Annotated in this window: 25 protein-coding genes and 1 tRNA gene; 17 read left to right on the top strand and 9 right to left on the bottom strand. The window is 61.6% G+C overall.

What is annotated here, in order from left to right:
- Positions 1–36 precede the first annotated feature (36 nt).
- The 14 genes from ACLEJQ_RS24185 to ACLEJQ_RS24120 all read left to right on the top strand — a co-directional run bounded on the left by ACLEJQ_RS24185 (position 37) and on the right by ACLEJQ_RS24120 (position 10,458).
- The gene (locus tag ACLEJQ_RS24185; protein WP_018614256.1) at positions 37–783 is read left to right on the top strand and encodes a YebC/PmpR family DNA-binding transcriptional regulator; all 747 of its coding nucleotides are present in this window, start codon (positions 37–39) and stop codon (positions 781–783) included.
- Between the two features lie 193 nt (positions 784–976).
- The gene (ruvC, locus tag ACLEJQ_RS24180; protein WP_063324612.1) at positions 977–1,501 is read left to right on the top strand and encodes a crossover junction endodeoxyribonuclease RuvC; all 525 of its coding nucleotides are present in this window, start codon (positions 977–979) and stop codon (positions 1,499–1,501) included.
- Positions 1,502–1,614: 113 nt separating this feature from the next.
- Positions 1,615–2,223 (top strand): Holliday junction branch migration protein RuvA, encoded by a 609-nt coding sequence (gene ruvA / locus ACLEJQ_RS24175; RefSeq protein ID WP_440799177.1) that lies wholly within the window; start codon positions 1,615–1,617, stop codon positions 2,221–2,223.
- Positions 2,224–3,285 carry a Holliday junction branch migration DNA helicase RuvB gene (gene ruvB, locus ACLEJQ_RS24170; RefSeq protein WP_041023877.1) on the top strand — a complete coding sequence of 354 codons (1,062 nt, stop codon included), beginning with the start codon at positions 2,224–2,226 and terminating at the stop codon, positions 3,283–3,285.
- A gap of 127 nt (positions 3,286–3,412) precedes the next feature.
- Positions 3,413–3,880, top strand: a complete 468-nt coding sequence (gene ybgC, locus ACLEJQ_RS24165) for a tol-pal system-associated acyl-CoA thioesterase (RefSeq protein WP_030140799.1) — start codon at positions 3,413–3,415, stop codon at positions 3,878–3,880.
- Complete coding sequence (gene tolQ / locus ACLEJQ_RS24160; RefSeq protein WP_440799175.1) at positions 3,870–4,565, top strand: protein TolQ; 696 nt, start codon at positions 3,870–3,872, stop codon at positions 4,563–4,565. The genes ybgC and tolQ overlap by 11 nt, the downstream gene beginning before the upstream one ends.
- A gap of 23 nt (positions 4,566–4,588) precedes the next feature.
- Positions 4,589–5,041 (top strand): protein TolR, encoded by a 453-nt coding sequence (gene tolR / locus ACLEJQ_RS24155; RefSeq protein WP_161796096.1) that lies wholly within the window; start codon positions 4,589–4,591, stop codon positions 5,039–5,041.
- Positions 5,041–6,120 carry a cell envelope integrity protein TolA gene (gene tolA, locus ACLEJQ_RS24150; protein WP_440799173.1) on the top strand — a complete coding sequence of 360 codons (1,080 nt, stop codon included), beginning with the start codon at positions 5,041–5,043 and terminating at the stop codon, positions 6,118–6,120. The genes tolR and tolA overlap by 1 nt, the downstream gene beginning before the upstream one ends.
- A complete protein-coding gene (gene tolB / locus ACLEJQ_RS24145; protein ID WP_440799171.1) occupies positions 6,117–7,418 on the top strand; it encodes a Tol-Pal system beta propeller repeat protein TolB in 1,302 nt (433 codons plus the stop codon). The genes tolA and tolB overlap by 4 nt, the downstream gene beginning before the upstream one ends.
- A 52-nt stretch (positions 7,419–7,470) precedes the next feature.
- Positions 7,471–7,968 carry a peptidoglycan-associated lipoprotein Pal gene (gene pal, locus ACLEJQ_RS24140; RefSeq protein WP_003178634.1) on the top strand — a complete coding sequence of 166 codons (498 nt, stop codon included), beginning with the start codon at positions 7,471–7,473 and terminating at the stop codon, positions 7,966–7,968.
- A 6-nt stretch (positions 7,969–7,974) separates the two neighbouring features.
- Positions 7,975–8,811 carry a tol-pal system protein YbgF gene (gene ybgF / locus ACLEJQ_RS24135; RefSeq protein ID WP_440799169.1) on the top strand — a complete coding sequence of 279 codons (837 nt, stop codon included), beginning with the start codon at positions 7,975–7,977 and terminating at the stop codon, positions 8,809–8,811.
- A gap of 166 nt (positions 8,812–8,977) precedes the next feature.
- A complete protein-coding gene (gene queE, locus ACLEJQ_RS24130; protein ID WP_245142993.1) occupies positions 8,978–9,625 on the top strand; it encodes a 7-carboxy-7-deazaguanine synthase QueE in 648 nt (215 codons plus the stop codon).
- Positions 9,626–9,644: 19 nt separating this feature from the next.
- Positions 9,645–10,319: a 7-cyano-7-deazaguanine synthase QueC gene (queC, locus tag ACLEJQ_RS24125; RefSeq protein WP_440799214.1), complete on the top strand. Its 675-nt coding sequence runs from the start codon at positions 9,645–9,647 to the stop codon at positions 10,317–10,319.
- Positions 10,320–10,382: 63 nt separating this feature from the next.
- A tRNA-Lys gene (locus ACLEJQ_RS24120) sits at positions 10,383–10,458 on the top strand.
- Between the two features lie 125 nt (positions 10,459–10,583).
- Here the strand turns inward: ACLEJQ_RS24120 and ACLEJQ_RS24115 are convergent.
- A complete protein-coding gene (locus ACLEJQ_RS24115) occupies positions 10,584–11,771 on the bottom strand; it encodes a cyanate transporter (RefSeq protein ID WP_440799167.1) in 1,188 nt (395 codons plus the stop codon).
- Between the two features lie 381 nt (positions 11,772–12,152).
- Between ACLEJQ_RS24115 and nadA the strand changes: the two genes are divergently transcribed.
- Complete coding sequence (nadA, locus tag ACLEJQ_RS24110; RefSeq protein ID WP_440799165.1) at positions 12,153–13,211, top strand: quinolinate synthase NadA; 1,059 nt, start codon at positions 12,153–12,155, stop codon at positions 13,209–13,211.
- Between the two features lie 202 nt (positions 13,212–13,413).
- Here nadA and ACLEJQ_RS24105 read toward each other — a convergent pair whose 3' ends face one another.
- From ACLEJQ_RS24105 to ACLEJQ_RS24070, 8 genes are all read right to left on the bottom strand, one after another.
- Entirely contained in the window at positions 13,414–13,902 is a 489-nt protein-coding gene (locus tag ACLEJQ_RS24105; protein WP_440799163.1) for an RDD family protein, read from the bottom strand.
- A 93-nt stretch (positions 13,903–13,995) separates the two neighbouring features.
- On the bottom strand, positions 13,996–14,208 hold the full coding sequence (locus ACLEJQ_RS24100; RefSeq protein WP_440799161.1) for a cold-shock protein: 213 nt from the start codon (positions 14,206–14,208) through the stop codon (positions 13,996–13,998).
- A 395-nt stretch (positions 14,209–14,603) separates the two neighbouring features.
- Positions 14,604–15,728, bottom strand: a complete 1,125-nt coding sequence (gcvT, locus tag ACLEJQ_RS24095) for a glycine cleavage system aminomethyltransferase GcvT (protein WP_440799159.1) — start codon at positions 15,726–15,728, stop codon at positions 14,604–14,606.
- A 31-nt stretch (positions 15,729–15,759) separates the two neighbouring features.
- Complete coding sequence (locus tag ACLEJQ_RS24090; RefSeq protein ID WP_440799157.1) at positions 15,760–17,136, bottom strand: L-serine ammonia-lyase; 1,377 nt, start codon at positions 17,134–17,136, stop codon at positions 15,760–15,762.
- A 237-nt stretch (positions 17,137–17,373) separates the two neighbouring features.
- Positions 17,374–20,223, bottom strand: coding sequence for an aminomethyl-transferring glycine dehydrogenase (gcvP, locus tag ACLEJQ_RS24085; RefSeq protein ID WP_440799155.1), 2,850 nt, complete (start codon positions 20,221–20,223; stop codon positions 17,374–17,376).
- Between the two features lie 11 nt (positions 20,224–20,234).
- Positions 20,235–20,618: a glycine cleavage system protein GcvH gene (gcvH, locus tag ACLEJQ_RS24080; protein ID WP_440799153.1), complete on the bottom strand. Its 384-nt coding sequence runs from the start codon at positions 20,616–20,618 to the stop codon at positions 20,235–20,237.
- Between the two features lie 426 nt (positions 20,619–21,044).
- Positions 21,045–22,553, bottom strand: a complete 1,509-nt coding sequence (locus tag ACLEJQ_RS24075) for a sigma-54-dependent transcriptional regulator (RefSeq protein WP_440799151.1) — start codon at positions 22,551–22,553, stop codon at positions 21,045–21,047.
- A 204-nt stretch (positions 22,554–22,757) separates the two neighbouring features.
- Positions 22,758–23,663 (bottom strand): LysR family transcriptional regulator, encoded by a 906-nt coding sequence (locus ACLEJQ_RS24070; protein WP_440799150.1) that lies wholly within the window; start codon positions 23,661–23,663, stop codon positions 22,758–22,760.
- Positions 23,664–23,769: 106 nt separating this feature from the next.
- On the opposite strand from ACLEJQ_RS24070, the gene ACLEJQ_RS24065 reads away from it, so the two are divergent.
- Both ACLEJQ_RS24065 and ACLEJQ_RS24060 read left to right on the top strand, forming a co-directional pair.
- Positions 23,770–24,648: an MBL fold metallo-hydrolase gene (locus ACLEJQ_RS24065; protein WP_440799148.1), complete on the top strand. Its 879-nt coding sequence runs from the start codon at positions 23,770–23,772 to the stop codon at positions 24,646–24,648.
- Between the two features lie 194 nt (positions 24,649–24,842).
- On the top strand, positions 24,843–25,457 hold the full coding sequence (locus ACLEJQ_RS24060) for an NAD(P)-dependent oxidoreductase (RefSeq protein WP_440799146.1): 615 nt from the start codon (positions 24,843–24,845) through the stop codon (positions 25,455–25,457).
- The last annotated feature ends 86 nt before the right edge of the window (positions 25,458–25,543 follow it).

Below are 25,543 nucleotides of genomic sequence, written 5' to 3'. Positions count from 1 at the left end.
GGCGGGCGATGATTCAAAGAAAAACCGGAGCGAGTTATGGCAGGTCATTCCAAGTGGGCGAACATCAAGCACCGCAAAGAACGTCAGGATGCCAAGAGAGGCAAGATCTTCACCAAGTGGATTCGTGAACTGACGGTCGCGGCCCGCCAGGGTGGCGGCGACCCGGGTTCCAACCCACGCCTGCGCCTGGCCCTGGACAAGGCGCTGGGTGCCAACATGAGCCGCGACATCATCGACCGGGCCATCGCCCGCGGCGCCGGTGCGACCGAGGCTGACAACGTTGAAGAGCTGACCTACGAGGGTTACGGCCCGGGCGGCGTGGCGGTGATGGTCGAATGCATGACCGACAACCGCAACCGTACGGCAGCTGCCGTGCGTCATGCCTTTAGCAAATGCGGTGGCAATCTGGGCACCGACGGCTCGGTGGCCTACCTGTTCGAACGCAAGGGGCAGATCAGCTTCGCCCCCGGCCTGGATGAAGATGCCCTGACAGAGGCGGCCCTGGAAGCCGACGCTGACGACGTGGTCAGTCATGAGGATGGCTCGTTCGACGTATTCACCTCGTTCGCCAGCTTCTACGCCGTGCGTAATGCGCTGGAAGCGGCCGGATTCAAGCCTGCCGACGCCGAGATCGTGATGCAGCCGACTACCAGCGCCGAGCTGGACCTTGAAGGCGCCGAGAAAGTGCTCAAGCTGATCGACATGCTCGAAGACCTGGATGACGTGCAGAACGTTTATTCCAATGCCGATATTCCGGAGTCGGTGGCAGAGCAGTTGGGCTGACAGGTGTAATGCTGCTCCCTTAGGGTTTGTTTGAAACCATTGTGGCGAGGGAGCTTGCTCCCGCTGGAGTGCGAAGCGCTCCCAAAAAGGTCTGCTGCGCAGCCCAGCGGGAGCAAGCTCCCTCGCCACGGGTTCAACGTAGGCCTTTGTTGAGTTGCATCTTCTTGCCATCGCACTTTTTTTCGCAGGCGTTATGACTTTAATCCTTGGCATCGACCCCGGTTCGCGCATCACCGGCTATGGCGTGGTTCGCGATACCGGACGCGGCTGCGTGTACGTGGCTTCCGGTTGTATCCGCACGGGCGCGGGCGAATTGCACGAGCGCCTGCAGATTGTTTATCGCGGCGTGCGGGAGGTCATCCAGACCTACGGGCCGGTCACCATGGGCATCGAAAAAGTGTTCATGGCCCGTAACGCCGATTCGGCCCTGAAGCTGGGCCAGGCCCGAGGCGCGGCCATTGTCGCCGGTGCCGAAGAAAACCTGGAAATCGCCGAGTACACTGCGACCCAGGTCAAACAGGCAGTTGTTGGAACGGGCGCGGCGAACAAGGAGCAGGTGCAAATGATGGTGATGCATCTGCTGAAGCTGGTCAGCAAGCCGCAGATCGACGCCTCCGACGCCCTGGCCATCGCCATTTGCCATGCCCACACCCGTTCCAGCCTGTTGCCTCATGGCCTGGGAACCGCACGCAGTCGTGGCGGGCGCCTGCGTCTCTGATAGCATCAGCGCATTTATTCAAGAGCCCGAGCATTTTGCGCCTGTCGTCGGCCTTATATGCGCGGGCAGCGACTCGCCAGCCCGTGGTTGGCCAACCCCCAAGGATCTGAAACGTGATTGGACGCTTGCGCGGCACCCTGGCTGAGAAACAGCCGCCGCACCTGATTCTCGATGTCAATGGGCTGGGCTACGAGCTGGAAGTGCCCATGACCACGCTGTACCGCCTGCCGTCGGTCGGCGAGCCGCTGACACTGCATACCCATTTGGTCGTACGCGAGGACGCGCAGTTACTCTATGGTTTCGTCGGCAAGCGCGAGCGAGACTTTTTTCGTGAGTTGATCCGTCTCAATGGTGTAGGGCCGAAACTGGCCCTGGCCTTGATGTCGAGCCTGGAGGTCGACGAGCTGGTGCGTTGCGTGCAGTCCCAGGACACCTCGGCGCTGACCAAGGTGCCGGGTGTGGGCAAGAAAACCGCCGAGCGCCTGCTGGTCGAACTCAAGGATCGCTTCAAGGCCTGGGAAGCGGTGCCGGCCATGTTCGCGCTGGTGCCGAACCAGCCGGATGCACCGATGCCTGCGGCCAGCGCCGAGAACGACGCGGTGACCGCATTGATCTCCCTGGGCTATAAGCCTCAGGAAGCCAGCAAGGCGATTTCCGCCATCAAGGAAAAAGGCCTGAGCACTGAAGACATGATTCGTCGTGCCCTGAAGGGAATGATTTAAGTGATCGAAGCAGACCGTCTGATCGCCGCCACGGGCGCCCCCCGTGACCGCGAGGAAGTCCAGGACCGGGCGATTCGCCCCGTCAGCCTGGCGGACTATATCGGCCAGCCGACCGTGCGCGAGCAGATGGAGTTGTTCATCCAGGCGGCCCGTGGGCGCAGCGAATCGCTGGACCACACCCTGATCTTCGGCCCGCCGGGCCTGGGCAAGACCACCCTGGCGAACATCATCGCCCAGGAAATGGGCGTGTCGATCAAAAGCACCTCGGGGCCGGTCCTCGAGCGGCCGGGCGACCTGGCGGCGCTGCTGACCAATCTTGAACCCCATGATGTGCTGTTCATCGACGAGATCCACCGGCTGTCGCCGATCGTCGAGGAAGTGCTGTACCCGGCCATGGAAGATTTCCAGTTGGACATCATGATCGGCGAAGGACCGGCGGCACGCTCCATCAAGCTGGACCTGCCGCCCTTCACCCTGGTGGGCGCGACCACCCGGGCCGGCATGCTGACCAACCCGCTGCGCGACCGTTTCGGTATCGTCCAGCGCCTCGAGTTCTACAGCAACGCCGACCTGGCGACGATTGTCAGCCGTTCGGCCGGCATCCTCGGCTTGCCGCTGGACCCGGAGGGTGCCTATGAGGTGGCCCGTCGGGCCCGGGGCACGCCGCGGATCGCCAACCGGTTGTTGCGTCGGGTCCGGGACTTCGCCGAAGTCCGGGCCAAGGGGCACATCACCAAGCCGATTGCCGACCTGGCGTTGAACCTGCTGGATATCGACGAGCGCGGTTTCGACCATCAGGACCGACGCTTGCTACTGACCATGATCGAAAAGTTCGACGGTGGCCCGGTCGGCGTGGACAGCCTGGCGGCGGCGATCAGCGAAGAGCGTCACACCATTGAAGATGTGCTGGAGCCGTACCTGATCCAGCAGGGCTATATCATGCGTACTCCCCGTGGGCGTGTGGTGACGCGCCATGCCTACCTGCACTTTGGCTTAAACATCCCGACACGAATGGGCGAGATGCCGGTGGTAGACGAATTCCTCGATGCCGTGGACGATTGAACGCGCTCGATAGGCTGACTTTTTTCCAGCTCGTGCTGTCCCAGACGACGTCTGGAGCGTCAATGCATTCGAGATTGAAAAAACAGTTGCCTGGCCGATTGGCAACCTGAGGAGTAAGCACTAGAGTATGCGCGCGCAAAACGGGCTGGAGTCGTTCGCACATCGCTGTCGCGTTTATTACGAGGACACCGATGCCGGCGGCATCGTTTACTACGTCAATTACCTCAAGTTTATGGAACGGGCTCGAACCGAACGGCTGCGGGAACTGGGTTTCGCCCAATCCGCACTGGCAGGGGAGGACCTGTTATTCGTCGTGCATTCCAGCGAAGCGCGCTACCACGCGCCGGCGCGGCTGGACGACGAACTGGTGGTAACGGCCGATGTCATCGAATTGAACCGCGTCAGCCTGCGCTTCAAGCAGCAGGTCAGGCGGGCTGCGGATAATGTGCTGCTCTGCGAAGGGCAGTTTTTGGTGGCCTGTGTGCGCACCCATAGTTTGAAACCCCGGGCCATTCCCGAAGCTCTACGTGCGGCCTTTGCCGGCGTGAGCGGCGCGGGTACACACTCAGAGCAGGAGATAAAGCGTGGAAGCTAACGTCGTCGACCATACCTCCATGTGGAGCCTGGTCAGCAATGCCAGCGTCGTGGTGCAACTGGTAATGCTGACCCTGGTAGCCGCATCGGTGACCTCATGGATCATGATTTTTCAGCGCAGCAACCTGCTGCGCGCCGGTCGCCGTGCCCTGGAGAGCTTTGAGGAGCGCTTCTGGTCGGGTATCGACCTGTCCAAGCTCTACCGCCAGGCGGGCAGCAACCCGGATCCGGACTCGGGCGTCGAGCAGATTTTCCGTGCCGGTTTCAAGGAGTTCTCCCGTTTGCGCCAGCAACCGGGCGTAGACCCTGAAGCCGTGATGGAAGGCGTGGCCCGAGCCATGCGCGTGGCCATTTCCCGGGAAGAAGAGAAGCTCGAGCAGAGCCTGCCGTTCCTGGCCACCGTCGGTTCGGTCAGCCCGTACATCGGTCTGTTCGGTACCGTATGGGGGATCATGAACTCCTTCCGTGGCTTGGCCTCCGCCCAGCAGGCGACCCTGGCCACCGTGGCTCCGGGCATCGCCGAGGCGCTGGTCGCGACCGCTATTGGCCTGTTCGCGGCGATCCCGGCCGTTATCGCCTACAACCGCTTTTCTGCCCGCAGCGAAACGCTGATCGGCCGTTACTACACCTTCGCCGACGAGTTCCAGGCGATCCTGCACCGTAAAGTGCACACCAGCGAAGAATAAGCAGGTATTTCCCGATGGCTTTAATCGCTCGAGCCCGAAACAAGCGCAAGCCGGTTGCCGAGATGAACGTGGTGCCCTACATCGACGTGATGCTGGTGCTGCTGGTCATCTTCATGGTGACCGCGCCGATGCTCAACCAGGGCGTGAAGGTCGATCTGCCCAAGGTTTCCAGCGAAGCCTTGCCGCAGGACAACAACACCCAGGTCCTGACCATTTCGATCAAGGCTGACAAGACCTATTACTGGAACCTTGGCAGCGAAGTCGATACCGAGAAGCAGCAGGACCGGGCCATGACCCTGCCGCAGATGACTGACGCGGTGACCAAGATCATTCGTGTCGGCAACGACGCCGGCAAGCGTACCCAAGTGTTCATCCGTGGCGACAAGACCGTGGATTACGGCGCCGTAATGGGCGCGATGGGCGGTCTGCAGAAAGCCGGGGTCGGTAATGTTGGCTTGATCACCGAGGCCCCCTGATGCAGCAACAGCGAGAGCCCTCTGCCTCGGAAAGCTACTTCTGGCCCAGTGTCCTGGCAATCGGCCTGCATGTGCTGGTGTTCGGCATGCTGTTCGTCAGTTTTGCCATGACGCCTGAGTTGCCGCCGGCCAAGCCGATCGTGCAGGCGACGTTGTACCAGCTCAAATCCAAGAGCCAGGCCACGACCCAGACCAACCAGAAGCTGGCCGGTGAGGCCAAGAAGTCTGCCGCGCGGCAGACCGAAGTCGAGCAGATGGAGCAGAAGAAGGTCGAGCAGGAAGCGATCAAGGCTGCGGAACAAAAGAAAGAGGAAGCCGCTCAAAAAGCCGAAGAAGCCCGCAAGGCCGACGAGGCGAAGAAAGCGGAGGAAGCGAAGAAGGCTGACGAAGCCAAGAAAGCCGACGATGCGAAGAAAGCTGCCGAGGCGAAAAAGGCAGAAGAGAAACAATTGGCTGATATAGCCAAGAAGAAGGCTGAGGAAGAAGCCAAGAAAGCCGCTGAAGAAGAGGCCAAGAAAGCGGCCGCTGAAGAAGCGAAGAAAAAGATTGTCGAGGACGCGAAGAAAAAAGCGGCTGAAGACGCGAAGAAGAAAGCCGAAGCTGAAGAGGCGAAGAAAAAGGTCGCCGAAGAAGCGAAGAAGAAAGCCGCCGCCGACGCCGCCAAGAAAAAGGCCCAGGACGCAGCGCGCAAATCTGCCGAAGACAAGAAGGCCCAGGCCTTGGCGGATCTGCTTTCCGACACGCCGCAGCGCCAGCAGGCCTTGGCCGACGAGCAGGGCGACGAAGTCGCCGGCAGTTTCGATGATCTGATTCGTGCCCGAGCGGCGGAAGGCTGGGCTCGTCCACCTTCGGCGCGCAAAGGCATGACGGTAGTATTGCAAATCGGCATGTTGCCCGACGGTACGGTTACCTCGGTCAGCGTCGCCAAGTCCAGCGGTGACGGCCCGTTCGATGCTTCGGCGGTCGCAGCGGTCAAGAACATTGGACGATTGACGGAAATGCAAGGAATGAAACCGAGCGATTTCGCTCCCTATCGTTCATTCAAGATGACATTCACACCTGAGGATCTAGCCTTGTGAGAAACCTTCTTCGATCAATGCTCGTCGTTATCTGCTGCCTGGCAGGGATAGCGGTAGCAGAGGAAAAGAACATTCTGGTCACCAGCGGCAGCGACCGGGCGACCCCGATCGCGGTGGTACCGTTCGGTTGGCAGGGCGGCAGCGTCCTGCCCGACGACATGGCGGAAATCATCGGCAACGACCTGCGCAACTCGGGTTACTACGCACCGATTCCGAAGCAGAACATGATCAGCCTGCCGACCCAGGCCAGCGAAGTCATCTACCGTGACTGGAAGGCCTTGGGTGCCCAGTACATCATGGTCGGCAGCATCGTTCCGGCCGGCGGCCGCCTGCAGGTGCAGTACGCCCTGTTCAACGTCGCCACCGAGCAGCAGGTACTGACCGGCAGCGTGTCGGGTGGCGTCGATCAATTGCGCGACATGGCGCACTACATCGCCGACCAGTCGTTCGAGAAACTCACCGGCATCAAGGGCGCGTTCTCGACCCGCATGCTCTACGTGACCGCCGAGCGCTTCTCGGAAAACAACACCCGCTACACCCTGCAGCGCTCCGACTATGACGGTGCCCGCGCGGTGACCCTGCTGCAATCGCGCGAACCGATCCTGTCGCCGCGTTTTGCCCCGGATGGCAAACGCATCGCCTACGTCTCGTTCGAGCAGAAGCGTCCGCGCATCTTCGTCCAGCACATCGACACCGGCCGCCGTGAGCAGATCACCAACTTCGAAGGCCTCAACGGCGCGCCCTCCTGGTCGCCGGACGGTACGCGCCTGGCGTTCGTACTGTCCAAGGACGGTAACCCGGACATCTACGTGATGAACCTGGCTTCGCGTTCGATCTCGCGCGTGACCAATGGCCCGGGCATCAACACCGAACCGTTCTGGGGCAAGGATGGCTCGACCATCTACTTCACCTCCGACCGGGGCGGCAAGCCACAGATCTACAAGACCAGTGCCGGTGGCGGCGGTGCCGAACGCGTGACGTTCGTCGGTAACTACAACGCCAACCCTAAGCTGTCGGCGGACGAAAAGACCCTGGTGATGATCCATCGCCAGGACGGTTTCACCAATTTCAAGGTGGCGGCCCAGGATTTGCAGCGCGGTAGCGTAAAAATCCTCACTGATAGCACTCTGGACGAGTCACCTACTGTTGCGCCCAACGGCACCATGGTAATCTACGCCACCCGCCAGCAGGGCCGGGGAGTCTTGATGCTCGTGTCCATCAACGGACGCGTGAGGCTCCCGCTTCCTACCGCACAAGGCGAAGTCAGAGAACCGTCCTGGTCCCCTTACCTGAACTGACGCGGCGCAATACGTTTTACTTAACACACTGGGGTTCATTAGGAGTTTCACGATGGAAATGCTGAAGTTTGGTAAATTTGCTGCGCTGGCTCTGGCCATGGCTGTAGCTGTAGGTTGCTCGTCCAAAGGCGGCGACAATGCCGGCGAAGGCGCTGTTGATCCAAACGCTGGTTACGGCGCTAACACTGGTGCAGTTGACGGCTCCCTGAGCGAAGAAGCTGCTCTGCGCGCAATCACCACCTTCTACTTCGAATACGACAGCTCGGACCTGAAGCCAGAAGCCATGCGCGCTCTGGACGTTCACGCCAAGGACCTGAAAGCAAACGGCGCTCGCGTTGTTCTGGAAGGCAACACCGACGAACGTGGTACTCGTGAGTACAACATGGCACTGGGCGAGCGTCGTGCGAAAGCCGTTCAACGCTACCTGGTACTGCAAGGTGTTTCCCCAGCTCAGCTTGAACTGGTTTCCTACGGCGAAGAGCGTCCAGTTGCTACCGGCAACGACGAGCAGTCCTGGGCTCAGAACCGTCGCGTCGAACTGCGTAAGTAATTCGTCATGCGAACGTGCCGTCGTGCTGTAACTGTTCTGGCTCTCAGCCTCGCGCCGCTTGCGGCGTGGGCTGCGGTTCCTGTGGTCGATAACGATGCCGGCTATAACAATAGCGGGAGCAGCTATCCGCCTGCGGGTTACGGTACGAACGGCGCCTATGCCGGGGGAGGGGTTTCGGCCCCTGTCTCGGCACAGGGCGAGCTGTTCAACCAGCTCCAGCAAATGCAGGATCAGCTGTCGCGTCAGCAAGGCGTGATTGAAGTTCTGCAGAATGATATTTCGCGCATGAAGCAGGAAAACCTGGAGCGATACCAGGATCTTGATCGGCGCATAGGAACCGGCGTTGCACCTGCCGCGACTCCTGAGAATTCTGGCACCGGTGGCGAATTGAACGCACCCGGTGCAGCACCTGCCGCAGGCGCGGGGGCAGCCGCTCCGGCACCTGCCGCCGGCGGCGAACCGGCCGACCCGGCGAAGGAAAAGCTCTACTACGATGCCGCCTTCGACCTGATCAAGGCCAAGGATTTCGACAAGGCCAGCCAGGCCTTCGCCGCTTTCCTGCGCAAGTACCCCAACAGCCAGTACGCGGGCAATGCTCAGTACTGGCTGGGCGAAGTGAACCTGGCCAAAGGCGACCTGCAAGGCGCTGGCCAGGCGTTCGCCAAGGTGTCGCAGCTGTATCCCAAGCACGCCAAGGTGCCGGATTCGCTGTACAAGCTGGCTGACGTAGAGCGCCGCCTCGGTCACACCGACAAGGTCAAGGGCATCTTGCAGCAAGTGGTGGCCCAGTACCCGGGCACCTCAGCCGCCCAACTGGCCCAGCGCGATCTACAGCGCATGTAAGCCGGTTTGAGCCCGTATTGAAGAAACCCGCGCCTGTCGCGGGTTTTTTCGTTAGAATTCACGCCCTTTTATGAAACACGCTTTTTGGGATCTACGCGTTGGCGGGGTTCCTTGAAGTGCCTGACGGAGGCGGACAGCCTGTTTAGCTGTTACGCCCGTGGCGACTATGCAAGACACATTGAGAATCACCGAAGTTTTTTACTCGTTACAGGGTGAAACGCGAACGGCCGGGCTGCCCACGGTATTTGTGCGCCTCACCGGTTGTCCGTTGCGTTGCCAATACTGTGACAGCGCCTACGCCTTCAGCGGCGGCACCTTGCGTACCCTCGACGATATCCTTGAACAAGTGGCCGGCTATCGTCCGCGCTATGTCTGCGTCACGGGCGGCGAGCCACTGGCACAACCCAATGCCATTCCGCTGATCAAGCGGCTGTGTGATGCCGGCTACGAGGTCTCGCTGGAAACCAGCGGCGCGCTGGACATCTCGGCGGTCGATACGCGGGTCAGCCGCGTCCTGGACCTGAAAACCCCGGGTTCCAAGGAAGCGCATCGCAACCGTTACGAAAACATCGAGCTGTTGACGCCCAACGATCAGGTCAAGTTCGTCATCTGCTCGCGAGAGGATTACGACTGGGCTGTGTCCAAGCTCATCCAATACGGGCTGGATCAGCGGGCCGGCGAGGTATTGTTCTCACCGAGTCATCATGACCTGAACGCTCGGGAGCTGGCGGATTGGGTGGTGGCGGATAACCTGCCGGTGCGCCTGCAACTGCAGTTGCATAAATATCTTTGGAACGACGAACCGGGGCGCTGATATGACTGAGCAATCGAACATGGTAGAGAAACGTGCGGTCATCCTGCTGTCCGGCGGCCTGGATTCGGCCACGGTCGTGGCCATGGCCCGCGCCGAGGGCTACCGCTGCTACACCATGAGTTTCGACTATGGCCAGCGGCACCGCGCCGAACTGCAAGCCGCCGAGCGCGTGGCCCGTGACTTGGGCGTTGTGGAGCATAAGGTAATTGGCCTGAATCTCAACGGCATCGGCGGTTCGGCCCTGACCGACAGTTCCATCGACGTACCCGAGGCGCCGAGCGAAGGCATCCCGGTGACTTATGTGCCGGCACGCAACACCGTGTTCCTGTCCCTGGCCTTGGGCTGGGCCGAAGTCCTGGGTGCCCGTGACATCTTCATCGGGGTCAATGCGGTGGATTATTCAGGCTACCCGGACTGCCGCCCGGAGTTCGTCGAAGCATTCGAGCGCATGGCCAATCTGGCGACCAAGGCCGGCGTAGAGGGGCAGGGGTTCCGTATCCAGGCGCCATTGCAGAGTCTGAGCAAGGCCGCCATCGTCAAGGCGGGCGTGAAGCTTGGCGTGGACTATGGGCTGACTGTTTCCTGCTACCAGGCCGACGATCAGGGCCGCGCTTGCGGCAAGTGCGACAGCTGCCGCCTGCGTGCTGAAGGCTTCGCAGCGGCGGGCGTGGGCGATCCAACCCCTTATTTTTGATTTATTTCAAATTAAGTGTTGAATAGTCCTTAGAAATCAGTATTATACGCGCCACCACACAGCGGGTCGTTAGCTCAGTTGGTAGAGCAGTTGGCTTTTAACCAATTGGTCGTAGGTTCGAATCCCACACGACCCACCATTTTTAGCAGTTTTAAAAGTCTGGAAGGCCCACGAAAGTGAGGATTTCCGGATTTTTTTTTGCCTGTGGAAAAGTGGCCGGCGAACCCGCAGCTTGCTCGATGGCTCCGGGGATGAATGTCTGAATCACTGGATGTGTTGCGCGTAGCGCTTCGGGTTGAACCGCATCACCATCAGTATCATCAACGCCATGACCGCGGTAAGCGACCACCAGGCCCACTCGAAGCTTCCCAGCTGGTCGCGAATCGATCCGGCAATCAACGGCGAAAGTCCGGCGATCAGGTAGCCGATCCCTTGCACGAATGCCGTCAGGCCACCGGCCCTGCGCGGATTATCCAAATGGTCCAGCGACACGATCAGGCTCATCGGAAACAACCCGCCAATACCCAGCCCCAACAGGCACGGCCACAGCAGGCTCAGGCGTTCCGGGCTGAGGATCAGGCCGCAGAAACCCGTCATGATCAAAACCAGCAGGACTGTCAGGACCAGGCGTTTATCCCGGCTTCGGTTGGCAAGCGCCGGGGTGACCAGGCCGGACAGCACCTCCATCGCCGTAAGAAACCCCAGCAATAAGCCCGCGTGCTGTTCACTCCAGCCTTTTTCCACATAGTAGGGCGCCAGCCAGGCCAGTACGCAGGTGTAGGAAGCAGTGCCCAAGCCGAAGAATGTCGCCAGTAGCCAGGCCCGGGCGTTGCTGGAAAACGCTTCGTGATGCCGGGACGCTGTTTCGGGCAAGGACGTGATGTTCGAGTGCTGGGCGTACCAGCAGCCCAAGGCAACCAGCGCCAACAATGCCCAGATCGCGAGGCCGACGCGCCAACTGCCAGTCTGCGTCAGGACAAAGGGTGAAAACGATGCGGCAATCGCCGCCCCGCCCATGATGGAGGTGACGTACAAGCCCATGAACAGAGAGACGTTGTCGGCGAAGCGCGACTTGATCAGTGCCGGCATCACAGCCTGGATCAAGGCGATCCCTAGCCCGGCCACGATCGCACTGGCGATCAACCCGACGGTGCTGTCCAGGTACAAGCGCGAGGCCGTGGCGATGCCAATGATCAACAGCGACAGCACGATGGTGCGGTGTTCGCCGACGCGCAGGGCGATGCGCATGCCCAGGAACATCGCCAGGCCCATCGCCATGACCGGCAACATGGTCAGCAGCGAGGCGGTACTGAAATTCAACGACACCTCGCCGCGAATGGCCGACAACAACGGCCCGACCGCCGCCATCGAGGGCCGCAGGTTCAGCGCCACCAGAACGATGCTGATCATCAGCCAGGTGGCGCGGGTGGTTGAGGTTCGAATGTTTTCCATGACAGGGCCCTGGCTGGATAAAGCCCCATTTAGGCCAGGGCACCTTGCGATGGGCAAACTGAAAACTGGTGAGGCCTATTTAATAATCAAATGCGGCTCGCTGCTGTGGCGAGGCGATCAATCCCCTCGCCACACTGGCGTTCGCCGCCTGTCCTGTTTATTCCGTCCCCGGGCTTAGTGACCCCGGTGGAGCAGGCGAACCCCAGCCTGGCCGGACGCAGGTCAGAATGATCTTTTGCATCGAGGGGATATTCTGTAGCCTTGCCGGCTTGACGCTGTCCCGTGCCTGATTGATCCCCATTGTCCCGGCGGTACCCGAGTGGTCCGGAGCCGGGTGTATACTCGACTTTCGCGCTAAACGCGCTTGCAGGTCTTGCGAACATGACGCAAATTTCCGAACGCCTTCTGGTCCAGGCCCACCTCGACGCCAAGCAGCCCAAGCCGCTGAGCGCCGAACAAGAGGCCTGGTATCGCGCCGCCATCGCCGCCGAGCTCAAGGCTCAGGACGCGGTGCTGGTCGCGCACTTCTACTGCGACCCGATCATCCAGGCCCTGGCTGAAGAGACCGGCGGCTGCGTGTCCGACTCCCTGGAAATGGCCCGTTTCGGCAACGCCCATCCGGCCAAGACCGTCGTGGTGGCCGGGGTCAGGTTCATGGGTGAGACCGCCAAGATCCTCAACCCTGAGAAACGCGTGCTGATGCCGACGCTGGAAGCCACTTGCTCCCTGGACCTGGGTTGCCCGGTGGACGAGTTCTCGGCGTTCTGCGACCAGCATCCGGAGCGCACCGTGGTGGTGTATGCCAACACCTCGGCGGCGGTCAAGGCCCGTGCCGACTGGGTGGTGACGTCCAGCTGTGCGCTGGAAATCGTCGAGAGCCTGATGGACAACGGCGAGACGATCATCTGGGGCCCGGACAAGCACCTGGGTACCTATATCCAACGCAAGACCGGTGCCGACATGTTGCTGTGGGACGGAGCCTGTATCGTCCACGAAGAGTTCAAGTCCAAGCAGCTGGAGGACATGAAGGCACTGTACCCGGATGCCGCGATCCTGGTGCACCCGGAATCGCCGACTTCGGTGATCGAACTGGCGGACGCCGTGGGCTCCACCAGCCAACTGATCGCCGCCGCCCAGAGCCTGCCGAACAAGACGCTGATCGTCGCCACCGACCGCGGCATTTTCTACAAGATGCAGCAGCTGTGCCCGGACAAGGTCTTTATCGAAGCGCCAACCGCGGGCAACGGCGCAGCCTGTCGCAGTTGCGCGCACTGCCCGTGGATGGCGATGAATACCCTGGAACGTACCCTCAAGAGCTTGCAGGAGGGCGCCAATGAAATCTTCGTCGACCCGGCGCTGATTCCCCAGGCTATCCGCCCACTCAAGCGCATGCTGGATTTTACCCAGGCGGCGCGGATGAAATTGGCGGGTAACGCCTGATCGACAAGCTTCGGGGACCGCAAAGGTCTCAAGGCCTATGAAACCCCTGTGGCGAGGGAGCTTGCTCCCGCTGGGCTGCGCAGCAGCCCCTCTCTCCGGTGCCGGGTTACTTGAACGCGCATGAGCATTTGCGACTGCTGCGCAGTCGAGCGGGAGCAAGCTCCCTCGCCACGGGGTTCATCATCGGCCGCCCAGGCTGGCCTCACTTGGTCTTCTTCGGAATCCGCACCAGCTGAGTATCCGAGTAGATGTCATGCCAGCTGCGCTTGCGCTTGTCGAACAGCGCCCAGATGAAGCCCAGCCCCACCAGCAGCAATGACGCAATCGACACCACGAAGCGCAACAGCGCCTGCCACAGGCTGATGGCCGTGCCATCGGCGTTCTGTACGCGGATGCACCACACCTGCATGCCCAGGGTCTGGCCGTTGTGGGTCCAGAACTTGGCGAAGAAGCCGAACAATACGAACAGCAGCACGGTAGACAGCAGCGGGTCACCGTCCAGCGCGCCGGACTCGGTCAGGGCGCGCATTCTTTCTTCGCCGATGATTGCCATCTGGATCATCTTGTACGCGCCACTGGTGACGATCAGCAGCGCCGTACACAGTAGAAAGTCATAGAACATCGCTGCGAGGCGACGGCCCATGCCAACGGGGGGGAAATCGCCCTGTGGGGTGAGCAAGTGTTTCGGCATGACGGCCTCGGACAAAAAGAAGCCCATTCTACGGATTTACGCCCATAAAAAAGCCCCTGATATCAATCAGGGGCTTTTTCGTTCGCGAAAGCCTCAGGCTTCAGCTTGTACTTCGTCAGCCTGCATGCCTTTCTGGCCTTGCACCGCAACGAAAGTGACCTTCTGGCCTTCTTTCAGGGTCTTGAAGCCGTTGCCCTGGATCGCGCGAAAGTGCACGAACAGATCCGGACCGCTTTCAGGAGTGATAAAACCAAAACCTTTCTCGTCGTTGAACCACTTGACGGTACCGCTCTGACGTTGGGACATTTTCTTATTTCCTTTGACGCTAAAATTGATGACAGCCTCTTTCGCCTGAAAGAGTACTGGGGCTGGGTTGCAGGAAAGTAAGAGACGTCGAGCGGGATGTAGCGAACTTCATAAGCTACTGCCCAGGTCACGATTCCAAGCGACCCATGCAAACACAGTGACCAAACTCTACGCCAACCATGAACAAAAAAACAACCCCCCTGAAGGGCCCGTATTTGCTCAGCTTGCCGGCATTTCAAACGTTTCGCTGGACTTGGCTTATACGATACCGGAACTCAATAAGTAGTGAACGGTATAAGGCTCGTTCAATAACCTGAAGATGCACCTTTTTATGGCGGTTGCGTTACACATTAGTGCACGTATAACGCAACCGCGTTACTTATAGAAACAGTCAATCAACCACGGTAGTAGCGTTGTGGAACGAATGGCGTTTTGCTTACAAGTAAAGGCACCTTTTTCCCACGCACAATCGCCCAGACCGGCGTATCCAATGCGACATATGCACTGTTCAGATAACCCATCGCCAATGGACCGCCGAGCGTCGGGCCGAAGCCGCCGCTGCAAACTGCCCCGATAATCTCACCCGCTTCGTTGACGATCTCCGCGCCTTCGCGCACCGGTGTGCGTTCCTGGGGCAGCAGGCCGACGCGTTTGCGGTTCACGCCGTTCTGTTGCTGGGTAAATACCGTCTCGGCGCCGGGGAAACCACCGGCGCGGGCACCGTCGGCACGTCGCACCTTGGAAATGGCCCACAGCAGGCTGGCCTCGACGGGTGTGGTGTCGGCATTCATGTCGTGGCCGTAGAGGCACAGGCCGGCTTCCAGGCGCAATGAGTCACGGGCGCCCAGGCCGATGGCCGCGACTTCGGGCTCGGCGAGCAGGGCACGAGCAAGTTTTTCCGCCTCGACGGCAGGCACGGATATCTCGAAACCGTCTTCGCCGGTGTAGCCGGAGCGGCTGACGAAGCAGTCCACGCCCAGCAGGGAGACGCGCTGGAATTGCATGAAGGTCATCTTCGCCACATCGGGTGCCAGGCGCGCCAGTACGGTGACGGCGGCCGGGCCTTGCAGGGCGAGCAGGGCGCGGGCTTCGAACAGCGGCTCGATGTTGCACTGCTCGCCAATATGCGTACGCAGGTGCGCCAGGTCCTGCTCCTTGCAGGCTGCGTTGACCACCAGGAACAGCTCGTCATTGCCCAGGTTGGCGACCATCAGGTCGTCGAGGATACCGCCGTTCTCGTTGGTGAACATGGCGTAGCGCTGCATGCCCACCGGCAGGTCGATGATGTCCACCGGCACCAGGGTTTCCAGGGCCTTGGCCGCGCCGGCGCCGCTCAGGCGGATCTGGCCCATGTGGGACACGTCGAACAGCCCGGCCTGGTCGCGGGTGTGCTGGTGCTCTTTCATCACGCCCAACGGGTATTGCACCGGCATGTCATAGCCGGCGAACGGCACCATGCGGGCGCCAAGTTCAAGGTGCAGTGCGTGCAGCGGGGTTTTCAACAATGATTCGGTGGACATATCAGCTCCTGGAAAAATGAAGAGAGGCGCATCAGCATTCAATGATGTTGACCGCCAGGCCGCCGCGGGCGGTCTCCTTGTATTTGCTTTTCATGTCGGCGCCGGTCTGGCGCATGGTGCGGATGACTTTGTCGAGGGAGACGAAGTGATGACCATCGCCACGCATGGCCATGCGCACGGCATTGATGGCTTTCACCGAGCCCATGGCGTTGCGCTCGATGCACGGCACCTGGACCAGGCCGCCGATGGGGTCGCAGGTCAGGCCGAGATTGTGTTCCATGCCGATCTCGGCGGCGTTTTCCACCTGTTGCACCGTGCCGCCCAAGACTTCGCACAGGGCACCGGCGGCCATGGAACAGGCAACGCCGACCTCGCCCTGGCAACCGACTTCGGCGCCGGAGATCGAGGCGTTTTCCTTGTAGAGAATGCCGATGGCGGCGGCGGTCAGCAGGAAACGCACCACGCCATCCTCATTGGCGCCAGGGATGAAGCGCATGTAGTAATGCAGCACGGCCGGAATGATCCCCGCCGCGCCGTTGGTGGGCGCGGTGACGACCCGTCCGCCAAAGGCGTTTTCTTCGTTCACGGCCAGGGCATACAGGTTGACCCAATCCAGTACCGACAGCGGATCGCGCAGCGAAGCTTCGGGGTTCTTGCATAACTGGCGGTGCAATGCGGCGGCCCGACGCTTGACCTTCAATCCGCCCGGCAGGATGCCTTCGTTGCGGCAGCCGGCCGCCACGCAATCCTGCATCACCTGCCAGATTTTCAGCAGGCCTGCGCGAGTCTCGGCTTCGGGGCGCCAGGCACTTTCGTTGGTCAGCATTACCTGGCTGATGGACAGGCCATAGGTGGTGCAATGGCCGAGCAGGTCCTTGGCGCTCTTGAACGGGAAGGTCAGGACCGTGGCGTCTTCGACGATACGGTCGGCACCGGCCGCGCCTTCATCGACGACGAACCCGCCGCCGATGGAGTAATACTCGCGGCTGCGCACCTGCAGCCCCGCCGCGTCGAAGGCGCGGAAGATCATGCCGTTGGGGTGAAAGGCCAGCGGCTTGCGGATCATTGCCAGGTGCAGCTTTTCATTGAATTCGATGGGGTGTTGACCGAGCAGGTTCAAGCGACCGTTGCTGCGGATGTCTTGCAGGCGGGCCGTGACGGTCTCGGTGTCCACGGTGTCCGGGTGTTCACCTTCCAGGCCCAGCAGCACGGCCTTGTCACTGCCGTGGCCCTTGCCGGTGGCACCGAGGGAGCCGTAGAGCTCGACCTTGACGCTGGTGATGGTTTCGAGCAGGTCATCCCGACGCAGCCCTTCGACGAAACGGGCAGCGGCACGCATCGGGCCGACCGTATGGGAGCTGGAAGGGCCGATACCGATCTTGAACAGGTCGAACACGCTTAACGACATGGTGTTTCTCCGGTTTCTTTTTATGAGGATCGACGAATATGAAATAGGGCACAGGCTCCTTTGTGGGAGCGAGCTTGCTCGCGATAGCGCAGTGTCAGTCAACATTTCTGTCAGCTGTCATACCGCTATCGCGAGCAAGCTCGCTCCCACAGGGAGGTGTGGTTTCCTTGAGAAAGTGACCTTCCACAAGGTTCGCGGTGTTGTTGAAAGGGGCAGGCAAGCCCGCCCCCTCTCAGATCAAGCGTAGCTTTCGATCGACGGGCAGGCGCAGACCAGGTTGCGGTCGCCGAACACGTTGTCGACCCGGCCAACCGGTGGCCAGTACTTGCTTTCGATCAACGACGCCACTGGATACACCGCTTGTTCGCGGCTGTAGGGGTGGGTCCAATCGCCGACGAGTTCCGCCGCCGTGTGCGGAGCGTTCTTCAGTGGGTTGTCGTCTTTGTCCAGGCTGCCGTTTTCCACCGCGCGGATTTCTTCGCGGATGCAGATCATGGCGTCGCAGAAACGGTCCAGCTCTTCCTTGGATTCGCTTTCGGTCGGCTCGATCATCAGCGTGCCGGCCACCGGGAACGACATGGTCGGGGCGTGGAAACCGAAGTCGATCAGGCGCTTGGCCACGTCATCGACGCTGATGCCGCTGCTGTCCTTGAGCGGACGCAGGTCAAGGATGCACTCGTGAGCCACCAGGCCGTTGCTGCCGGTGTAGAGCACCGGGTAATGCTCTTCCAGGCGGCGGGCAATGTAGTTGGCGTTGAGGATCGCCAGCTGCGAGGCGCGCTTGAGGCCGGCACCGCCCATCATGCGGATGTACATCCAGGTGATTGGCAGGATGCTGGCGCTGCCGAACGGCGCCGCGCATACCGCGCCTTCCTTGCGCTCCATGTTGGCGTGGCCGGGTAGGAACGGTGCCAGGTGCGACTTGACGCCAATCGGGCCGACGCCCGGGCCGCCACCGCCGTGGGGAATGCAGAAAGTCTTGTGCAGGTTCAGGTGCGACACGTCGCCACCGAACTTGCCCGGTGCGCAGAGGCCGACCATGGCGTTCATGTTGGCGCCGTCGATGTAAACCTGGCCGCCGTTGTCATGAATGATGCCGCAGATTTCGCGGATGCCTTCTTCGAACACGCCGTGGGTGGACGGGTAGGTGATCATCAGCGCGGCGAGGTGTTCGCGATGCTCGATGGCCTTGGCTCGCAGGTCTTCGATGGCGACGTTGCCACGGGCATCGCAGGCCGTCACGACGACACGCATGCCGGCCATGTTGGCGGTGGCCGGGTTGGTGCCGTGGGCCGAGGACGGGATCAGGCAGATGTCGCGACGCTCTTCGCCACGGCTCTGGTGATAGGCGCGGATCGCCAGCAGGCCGGCGTATTCACCCTGGGAACCGGCGTTGGGTTGCAGCGACACCGCGTCGTAACCGGTGGCGGCGCAGAGCATGGCTTCCAGCTCGTCGGTCAACTGTTGGTATCCGGCGCTCTGCTCGGCCGGGGCGAACGGGTGCAGCGCGCCGAATTCGGCCCAGGTCACCGGGATCATCTCGCTGGCGGCGTTGAGCTTCATGGTGCACGAACCCAGCGGGATCATGGTGCGATCCAGGGCCAGGTCCTTGTCGGCCAGCTTGCGCAGGTAGCGCATCAGCTCGGTTTCGGAGTGGTAGCGGTTGAACACCGGATGGCTGAGGATCGGCGACTGGCGTACCAGCTCGGTCGGGATGCGGCTCTGCACGCTGGCGGCGAGGGCAGCGAAATCCGGCAGGGCCTTGCCGTCGGCCAGCAGTGCCCACAGGCTTTGGATGTCGGCCTGGGTGGTGGTTTCATCCAGGGACAGACCCAGGCGTTCAGCGTCCACCGCGCGCAGGTTGATGCGCTGGGCGCGGGCCTTGTCGTGCAGGGCGGCAGTTTGCGCGCCGGTGTGCAGGGTCAGGGTGTCAAAGAAGCTGGCTTGTTCGACCTTCAAGCCCAACGCGCCGAGGCCGTTGGCGAGGATCGCGGTCAGGTGATGAATGCGGTTGGCGATCTGCACGAGGCCCTTGGGCCCATGGTAAACGGCGTACATGCTGGCGATGTTGGCCAGCAGTACCTGGGCGGTGCAGATGTTGCTCGTGGCTTTCTCGCGGCGGATGTGTTGCTCGCGGGTCTGCATCGCCAGGCGCAGGGCCGGCTTGCCGAAACGGTCCACGGAAACCCCCACCAGACGGCCCGGCATGTCGCGCTTGAAGGCGTCCTTGGTCGAGAAATAGGCCGCGTGCGGGCCGCCGAAGCCCAGCGGCACGCCGAAGCGCTGGGCGCTGCCGATGGCCACGTCGGCGCCGAATTCGCCTGGCGGAGTCAGCAGAGTCAGGGCCAGCAAGTCCGCCGCGACCGCCACCAACGCATTGGCAGCGTGGAAACGTTCGGTCAGTTCACGATAGTCGAACAGATCACCGTTGCTGGCTGGATATTGCAGCAATGCACCGAAGAAGCCGTTGACGTCGCTCAGTTCGCGCTCGTCGCCCACCACCACGTCAATCCCCAGGGGCTCGGCGCGGGTGCGCAGTACGTCGAGGGTCTGCGGGTGACAGTGACGGGAGGCGAAAAAGGCGTTGCTGCCCTTGTTCTTGCTCAGGCGCTTGCAGAAGGTCATGGCTTCGGCGGCGGCGGTGGCTTCGTCCAGCAAGGATGCGTTGGCGATCGGCAGGCCGGTGAGGTCGCTGATCAGGGTCTGGAAGTTCAGCAGCGCTTCGAGACGGCCCTGGGAAATTTCTGGCTGGTATGGCGTGTAGGCGGTGTACCAGGCCGGGTTTTCCAGCAGGTTGCGCAGGATCGGAGCAGGGGTATGACAGTTGTAGTAACCCTGGCCGATGTAGGTCTTGAACAACTGGTTCTTACCGGCGATGGCCTTGATCGAGGCCAAGGCATCGGCTTCGCTCTGGCCGTCGCCCATGTCCAGCACGCTGGTGCCCTTGATGCTTTCCGGGATGACGCTGGCGCTCAACGCTTCCAGAGAGTCATAGCCCAGGCGTTCGAGCATGGCTTGCTCGTCGCTGGCCCGCGGGCCGATGTGGCGGGCGATGAATTCGTTGGCGGTGCCCAGATTGATACTCATGTCGTGGCTCCTCAGGCTTCGGCGTTGGCTTTGATCAGGCGGTCGTAGGCGTCCTGATTCAACAGTTGGCCAACTTCAGCGGCATTGGCGGGCTGGAAACGGAAAAACCAGCCATCGCCCAGCGGATCTTCGTTGACCAGTTCCGGATTGCTTTCCAGGGCCGGGTTGACTTCCAGCACCTCACCGTTGAGGGGCATGTAGACGCCACTGGCGGCTTTCACCGATTCCACGGTCGCGGCTTCGGCACCCTTGTCGTAGCTTTGCAGTTCCGGTAACTGAACATAGACCACATCGCCCAAGGCGTTTTGCGCAAACGCGGTAATACCGACTGTGACGCTGCCGTCGGCTTCGGTACGCAGCCATTCGTGATCTTCAGTGAAACGCAACTCGCTCATGGAAACTCCTGGGGCCAGATTCGTCTGGTGGACGCGAAGGAAAGGCGCGGGGCTTGGCCCGGCCCGATGCCAATACCCATAGCAAGAATGCGGCCAATCTCGATAAGTACTTATGGATCAATGATTTGAAGGGGGTCGGTGTGATGCGGGCGACCTGTGCTGTAGCGAAATCGCTACAGCGTTGCGCCTGGAAAAAATTATTGTGGGATCAAAGCCTTATATGACGCAGTTTATCGCCGGCTGTAGCGATATCGTTCCACTGTAGCGCTTTCAGTACAGATGGAGGTCGTTTTTGGCGCGATTTCGACCACAACTCAGAATCCTGTGGGAGCGGGCTTGCTCGCGAAGACGGTGTGCCAGCCAAGTTGATGTCGACTGACACACCGCTTTCGCGAGCAAGCCCGCTCCCACATGGAACAAGTAAAGCTATGGCTTGTTGGAAATCCCATACTTGCGCAACCGATGGGCAATCGCGGTGTGGGAGGTTTGCAGGCGGCTGGCGAGTTGGCGCGTGGAGGGGTAATTGACGTAGAGGCTTTCGAGGAGGTTTTTCTCGAAGGTCTCCACCGCCTGCTCCAGGCTTTCGACTTCCACATCGCCCTGACGGGCCACCGAGGTGCCGGCGATGTCCAGGTCGCCGATGTCTACCAGGCTGCTCTCGCAGATGGCGGCGGCGCGGAAGATCACGTTCTGCAACTGCCGCACGTTGCCCGGCCAGCGATTGCCCAGCAGCGCGGGGTAGGTACCGGGCGCCAGGCGGCAGACCGGACGCTGGATCTGCGCGCAGGCCTGTTGCATGAAGTAGCGGGCCAGCAGCAGGATGTCCTGGCCGCGTTCACGCAGCGGCGGGACTTCGACGTTGAGCACGTTCAGGCGATAGAACAGGTCTTCGCGGAACGAGCCTTCGCTGACCATTTTTTCCAGGTTGCGGTGGGTGGCGCTGAGGATCCGCACGTTGACCTTGATTTCCCGGTCGCCGCCGACCCGGCGGAAGCTGCCATCGTTGAGAAAGCGCAGTAGCTTGGCTTGCAGGTAGGGCGACATCTCGCCGATCTCGTCGAGGAATACCGTGCCCTGGTTTGCCAGCTCCATCAGCCCGGGCTTGCCGCCCCGCTGCGCCCCGGTGAACGCACCGGGCGCATAACCGAACAGTTCGCTCTCGGCCAGGTTCTCCGGCAGTGCGGCGCAGTTCAGGGCCAGGAACGGTGCGCTGTGGCGGGCGCTGATGGCGTGGCAGGCTCGGGCCACCAGTTCCTTGCCGGTACCGGTTTCGCCTTGGATCAATAGCGGTGCGTCGAGGGCTGCGACGCGCTGGGCCCGGGCCTTGAGGGTGCGGATCGCCGGCGACTCGCCGAGCAACGCATCAAAACCTTCGGCGTGGTCGTGGTGCAGGGCCGACAAGCGTTCGCCAATGCGATTCGGCGGGTAGAGCGTCAGCAGGGCACCGGCGTCGGTAATGGGCGTGGCGTCCAGCAACAAGGTCTGGCCGTTGAGGGTGATCTCCCGCAGCGGCAGGCGGAAACCGTTCTCCAGCAGAGCACTGAGCAGCGCTTCGTCGCCGAACAGGCTGGCCACGCTTTCCCCGGCCGGCTCGCGGCCATACAGGGCAATCAGTGCCGGGTTGGCCAGTAGTATGTTGCCGGCGCTGTCCAGGGCCAGCACCGGATCGGTCATGGCCGCCAGCAGGGCATCGAGCTGCAGGTGTCGGCGCTGGCCCGGCAGGATGTCCACTACGGTCACCGCTTGAACGCCACGTACGCTGAACAGCGCCTCGCGCAACTCGTCCAGCACCTGCGGGCTGAGGGTCGGAGCGTCGATGTAGACGTTGGGCGGCACCATCTCCACCGCATCCAGATTGAGATTGCGCCCACCGAGCAACGCCAGGACTTCCTGGGTGATGCCGACGCGGTCGATGAAACTGACGTGGATACGCATGGGGCGGTTTCGGGTTCTGGGGTGCGGAGGGTGGCAAGTATGCCTTGGGGTGGGGGTTTGGTGAAATCCTGGTGCGGTATTCGAGCTCTTGCACAATCCCCCTGTGGGAGCGAGCCTGCTCGCGATAGCGGTCTGACTGTCAACATGAATGTCGACTGACACATCGCTATCGCGAGCAGGCTCGCTCCCACCGGGGGGGTGGGTTTACAACCCCACATCCCACTCCGGCGTCTCGGGAAACCTCACCACCAGAAAATCCAGCAGGCTGCGCAGCGCCGAGGGCATGTGTTTGCGCGAGGCATACACCGCGTACATGTTCATCCGCCGGGGTTCGGCGTGGGGCAAAAGGCGAATCAGCTCGCCGCGCTTGATGTGGGCGCCGGCCTGAAAGCTGGGCAGCATCGCCACGCCGGCGCCCGCCATCGTCGCCCGCAGCAGGGTACTGGCCTCGTTGGCGCTGATGTTGCCCTGCACCGGTACCGAGACCTGTTCGCCGTCCTGCTCGAAATGCCACAGGCTCTTGCCGACGTAGGAGTGGGTCAGGCAGTTGTGCCGGCTCAGGTCCTCCACCCGCTGCGGTGTCGGGTGTTCGCGCAGGTAGGCGGGTGAGGCGCAGATCACCGAGCGGCAGACCGAGAGGCGGCGGGCGATCAGGTTCGGGTCCAGGTCGTTGCTCATGCGGATCGCCAGGTCAATGCGTTCGTCCACCAGGTTCACGGTGCGATCGAGCATTTGCAGGTCGACGCTCACCCCAGGGTATCGCTTGACGAACTCAGCCATGGCGGCTGCCAGTTGCGTCTGGCCGAACGAGGTGCTGGCGCTGATGCGCAGCATGCCCCTTGGCGCGTCGTCCCGCGTGCTGACCGCCGCTTGCATATCACCGGACAATTCCAGCATCTGTCGGCAGCGCGGCAGGGTCTCGGTGCCGGCGGCCGTCAGGCTCAGCTTGCGCGTGGTTCGGTGCATCAGCCGGGCGCCGACCCAATCTTCCAGCTCCGCCAGGTACCGCGAGACCACCGGCCTTGAAAGGTCCAGATACTCGGCCGCCGCTGACTGGCTGCCCAGGTCCACCACCGTGACAAAGACTCGCATTGCTTGGAGACGATCCATGATTTGCCCGCTTTCAGAAACAAACTATGTTCGAGCATCGCATTTTTCAGAATCAATCGGGTAACTAAGCTCTGTCGCATTCGGACTTTGAACAACGGAGCACACCATGAGCGGATTGACCCCTTTCAAGCGCCTGCTGCTGGCGACGGCCGCATGGGCTTTCGCCGCGCACACCTGGGCGGCCGACCTGACCCTCGACGTCTATAACCCTGGCGCGGCGGCGGTGTTCCCGGTGAGCTCGGTGTTGGTCAGTGGCGAGAAGGAAGCGATCCTGGTGGACGCTCAGTTCGGCAGAACCCAGGCCGAGCAGGTGGTGGAAAAGATCCGTGCCAGCGGCAAGCGGCTGACCACGATCTACATCAGCCATGGCGATCCAGATTATTACTTTGGCCTGCAAACCCTGACCGCGGCGTTCCCCGAGGCCAAGGTCCTGGCCTCGGCACCGACCGTCGAGCACATCAAGCACACCGTCGACGGCAAGCTTAAATACTGGGGACCGGTCTTGAAGGCTGACGCGCCGGCCAAGGCCATCGTGCCTGACGTGCTCAAGGGCGACAGCCTGACGCTGGAAGGCAAACGCTTGCAGGTCATTGGTCTTGACGGCCCGCAACCGGATCGCAGCTTCGTGTGGATTCCATCGATCAAGGCCGTGGTGGGCGGGGTGGTGGTGGCCGAGAACATTCATGTGTGGATGGCCGACACCCAGACGCCGAAGTCCCATCAGGACTGGCTGGCGACCCTGGCGAGCATCGAGAAACTGCAACCGCGCACGGTGATTCCGGGCCATTACCTGGGCGAGAGCGAGCGCTCCTTGGCGCCGGTCAGATTCACCGCCGCCTACATTCAGGCCTTCGACGAAGAGACCGCCCGCGCCAAGGACTCCGCTGCGCTGATCGCCGCCATGAAACAGCGCTACCCGGACCTGGGCGAAGACAGTTCGCTGGAGCTCAGTGCCAAGGTGGCGAAGGGGGAGATGAAATGGTGAGGGGCCGATGGTGGATGACGCTTTTGCAGCAATGAATCCGCTTGGCTGAAGAGCGTTTGTGGCGAGGGAGCTTGCTCCCGCTGGGTCGCGCGGCGGCCCACCACTTGCGACTGCTTCGCAGCCGAGCGGGAGCAAGCTCCCTCGCCACAAGGGTCTGCATGCTTGGCATCTATGAGTAATCAGAGGAGAACACCATGAGCAAAATCGCAATTATCGGCGCCACCGGTCGTGCTGGCAGCCAGCTGTTGGAAGAAGCCCTGCGTCGCGGCCACAGCGTCACGGCCATTGCCCGCAACACGGCAAAGATCGGCGACCGGGACGGGGTGGTCAGCAGGCAACTGGACGTGTTGGATAGCGAGGCATTGATCGCGGCCATCACCGGTCACGACGTGGTGATCAGCGCCGCGCACTTTTCTACCGTGCCGGCCGACAAGGTCATCGCGCCGGTGAAGGCCGCCGGCGTCAAGCGCCTGTTGGTGGTGGGCGGGGCCGGTTCGTTGTTGCTGCCGGACAACAGCCGGGTGATCGACAGCGAGGGTTTCCCCGAGGAATATCTTGCCGAAGCCACGGCCGGCGCCTTGTTCCTGGACGTGTTGCGCACGGAACAGGACCTGGACTGGACCTTCCTTTCGCCCTCGGCGGAGTTCGTCGAAACCGAGCGCACCGGCCAGTTCCGGGTCGGCAAGGATCACCTGTTGTTCGATGCCGCCGGGCGCAGTTGGATCAGCTTCGCCGACTACGCCATTGCGTTGATCGATGAGGTGGAGAAACCACAGTTCCCGCGTGCGCGGTTTACCGTGGGGTATTGAATCGAGGCTATCGTCGGATCGCCGCCCGGAGCAGGCTTGCCCACAACGATGTTGTGGTGTTCTCCGGTTTATGATGAGCGCAGACC

It is taken from the genome of Pseudomonas sp. SMV71, from assembly GCF_052042015.1.
GTDB lineage: Bacteria > Pseudomonadota > Gammaproteobacteria > Pseudomonadales > Pseudomonadaceae > Aquipseudomonas.
Note: the sequence above shows the minus strand (reverse complement) of the source record. Positions and strands in the feature narration are given on the sequence as shown.